The organism is Methanogenium sp. MK-MG, from assembly GCF_009914725.1.
In the GTDB taxonomy this organism is placed as follows: Archaea; Halobacteriota; Methanomicrobia; order Methanomicrobiales; family Methanomicrobiaceae; genus Methanogenium.
In genome coordinates this window covers 1-3,476 of sequence record NZ_JAAAWJ010000124.1, presented here as the reverse complement: position 1 = coordinate 3,476, position 3,476 = coordinate 1, and the positions used below count along the sequence as shown (strand labels likewise).

The window sequence follows — 3,476 nt, the reverse complement described above, 5'->3', positions numbered from 1 at the left end:
GAATTACGGTATAACTTAGGACCGACTAACCCTCGGCTGACGAACATTGCCGAGGAAACCTAGCCCCTTCGGCGGTTAGGATTCTCACCTAACTATGCTTCTACTAGTGCCAGAATTCTCAATTCTACACGGTCCACAGGAACTTAAACCCCTGCTTCCGCCCATGCAGAGCGCCTCTCTACGCCATCACCTTGCGGTGGTCTGTGGTATCTGTGGTAGGTTTTAGCCCCGTCCATTTTCAGCGCCCTAAACCTCGACTGGTAAGCTGTTACGCACTTTTTAAAGGGTAGCTGCTTCTAAGCTCACCTTCCAGTTGTCTTTGGCCTAGGACATCTTTTAGTATTGACACTTAACCTACACTGAGGGACATTAACCACAGTCTGGGTTGTCTCCCTTACGCACTACAAGCTTACCCCGTAGTGCGGACTTCCAGCCTTCTTCGACGACGGGGAATTCGGAGTTTGACAGGAAGGTGAGGAATTTCTCCCCCAACTCCTCCAATCAGTGCTCTACCTCACCGTCTATCTCCAGCCAGGTCATGCTACGACATGTTTCGAGAGGAACCAGCTGATGCCCAGTTCGATTGGCCTTTCACCCCTATACGCAGGTCACACGAATGATTTGCATATCAATACCGCTTCGGCCCTCCACGCAACTTTCGTCACCCTTCAGCCTGCCCACGCATAGATCACTGGGCTTCGGGTCTTATCCTGTCGACTACACGCATTATTAATACGCCGTCCCATGTCGAAACTACGGACTTGTTGCTTTCGCTTCGGCTTCCCTTAACGGTTAACCTCGCCAACAGAATAAACTCTCTGGCCCGTTCTTCCAAACGTAAGTTATGACACCGGCAATACACCCCATACTACCGCCTCGCGACGGGTTCTTTCGGTGTAAAGATCCTTTTATGCCATAACACACTATCACCTGTCAGTTTCAGGCACTTTTAACCACCTTTCCAGGGTTACTTTTCAGCTTTCGCTCACGCTACTATTTCGCTATCGGTTTCGAGGAGTATTTAGTTTTGGAGGTTGATGACCCCCAGGTTCATGCGAGAATTCCAACCCGCACTACTCGAGACACTTCCTCGCCAAACATCGGTATGCGTACGGGGCTATCACCCTCTGTGGCAAACCGTTCCAGAAATATTTCCGCTTATGATGTTTGGGTAAACGGAAGGCTCACAACACCACATGTCCCCGAAGGGATTCGGTTTGAACTCTGTCGCTTTCGATCGCTTTTACTAACGACATCTCGTTTGATTTCTCTTCCTCCCCCTACTGAGATGTTTCAATTCGGGGGGTTCCCAATCCTTACGGATCGCTTCTTAAAAAGAAGCAGGAGGTCCCATTAGGGTATCTCCGGATCATAGGTTCCTTGCGCCTACCCGGAGCTTATCGCAGCTTGGCACGCCCTTCATCGGCACTCGAACCGAGCCATCCACTGACAGGCTTGTATCAGCTTGTCTTTATGATTGTGTCCGTTAAAACTCATTTAACGTCCTATGTGCACACCTATACACAGCCTCAAAGAGTCAGTTAGACTCTCGGCCCTTCCCCGATGACTCACGTCTCCGGGTGCATTAGGATGCCGGGTTTTCAGAAAAACTAGTCTCTGATTACCAGGCGATGGACTTAAGGGGATTTGAACCCCTGGCCTCGGCGTTGCAAACGCCGCGCTCTTCCAACTGAGCTATAAGCCCACATCCCTTTTGATTGTCAGCATTGGCAACTTTACGTTTTATTTAGTAACCGCATCATACCCAGTTCTTTAGGAGGTGATCCAGCCGCAGATTCCCCTACGGCTACCTTGTTACGACTTAACCCTCCTTGCGAAACCTAGATTCGACTGCGGCAAAAACCACAGGCTCATCCAGACCTCACTCGGATGGTTTGACGGGCGGTGTGTGCAAGGAGCAGGGACGCATTCACCGCGCTATGTTGAAACGCGATTACTACGGATTCCAGCTTCATGTGGGCGAGTTACAGCCCACAATCCGAACTTAGGACAGGTTTAAGAGATTGCCTTCACCTTTCGGTGTCGATACCCATTGTCCTGCCCATTGTAGCCCGCGTGTAGCCCGGATAATTCGGGGCATGCTGACCTACCGTTGCCCATTCCTTCCTCCTCTTTAGCAGAGGCGGTCCCAACAGTGTCCTCTTCGTTCCGGAGAACAAGCTAGCAACTGTTGGCGTGGGTCTCGCTCGTTGCCTGACTTAACAGGATGCTTCACAGTACGAACTGACGACGGCCATGCACCTCCTCTCAGCTGGTCAAACAGAGTCTTCAGCCCGGTTATCATTCCGCTGTCTTATCCGGTGAGATTTCCGGCGTTGAGTCCAATTAAACCGCAGGCTCCACCCGTTGTGGTGCTCCCCCGCCAATTCCTTTAAGTTTCAGCCTTGCGACCGTACTTCCCAGGCGGCACGTTTCACGGTTTCCCTTCGGCACCCCAGTGACTCATGGTCACCAGTACACCTAACGCGCATAGTTTACGGCTGGGACTACCCGGGTATCTAATCCGGTTCGCTCCCCCAGCTTTCGTCCCTCACTGTCGGAGCCGTTCTGGTGAGATGCCTTCGCCATCGGTGGTCCCCCGGGGATTACAGGATTTCACTCCTACCCCCGGAGTACCTCTCACCTCTCCCGGTCCCTAGACACTCAGTATCTCCTGGATGCCCGTCGGTTAAGCCGGCGGATTTCCCAAGAGACTTAAGGGTCCAGCTACGGACGCTTTAAGCCCAATAATAGTGGCCACCACTCGAGCCGCCGGTATTACCGCGGCGGCTGGCACCGGTCTTGCCCGGCCCTTTCTTCAGATGCGTTTTAAACACCTGGACAGCCCGCGTATACGGGCACTCGGGGTTCCCTTATCACAGTTTCCTGCATTGTAAAGTTTTCGCGCCTGCTGCGCCCCGTAGGGCCTGGAATCGTGTCTCAGATTCCATCTCCGGGCTCTTGCTCCCACAACCCGTATCGATTACAGGCTTGTTGGGCCGTTACCCCAACAACAACCTAATCGACCGCAGATCCATCCTAAGGCGCCTCAACTTTCGATTAAAGAACATTCCAGTGTCTCTAATCTATGGAGTATTATCCCCAGTTTCCCGGGGTTATTCTCCACCTTAGGGCAGGTTATCCACGTGTTACTGAGCAGTCCGCTGAGGGTCTTAACCCTCTCAACTCGCATGGCTTAATCGAACCCCGATAGCAGTGACCTCTGGCAGGATCAACCAGAATTAATTTCTTGAAGTAGGCAAACTGAATCTACAGTTTTGCTTATCAAAGCACACATTGCTTATTTGTTAAAGGATATTAGCGGTTACTAAATAAATTTCCGCATTGCCAATGCCAACGTCAGAACCGACACTCCCATTCGAGCGATTTCGGATCTCCATCAAAATCTCGGACTACAGTATATGAAACGAAAGGAGATAAACCCTCTCATTTCAGATTGTTGTCCGAAGGGACAG

Annotated in this window: 1 tRNA gene and 2 rRNA genes; all 3 read right to left on the bottom strand. The window is 51.4% G+C overall.

The features are described 5' to 3' along the window. Positions 1-1,471 (bottom strand): 23S ribosomal RNA (locus tag MKMG_RS11475); the annotation flags it as partial. 161 nt (positions 1,472-1,632) lie between these two features. Beyond that, positions 1,633-1,705: transfer RNA gene (locus tag MKMG_RS11045), tRNA-Ala, on the bottom strand. A gap of 70 nt (positions 1,706-1,775) precedes the next feature. Continuing rightward, positions 1,776-3,243: ribosomal RNA gene (locus MKMG_RS11040) — 16S ribosomal RNA — on the bottom strand. Between the last annotated feature and the right edge of the window lie 233 nt (positions 3,244-3,476).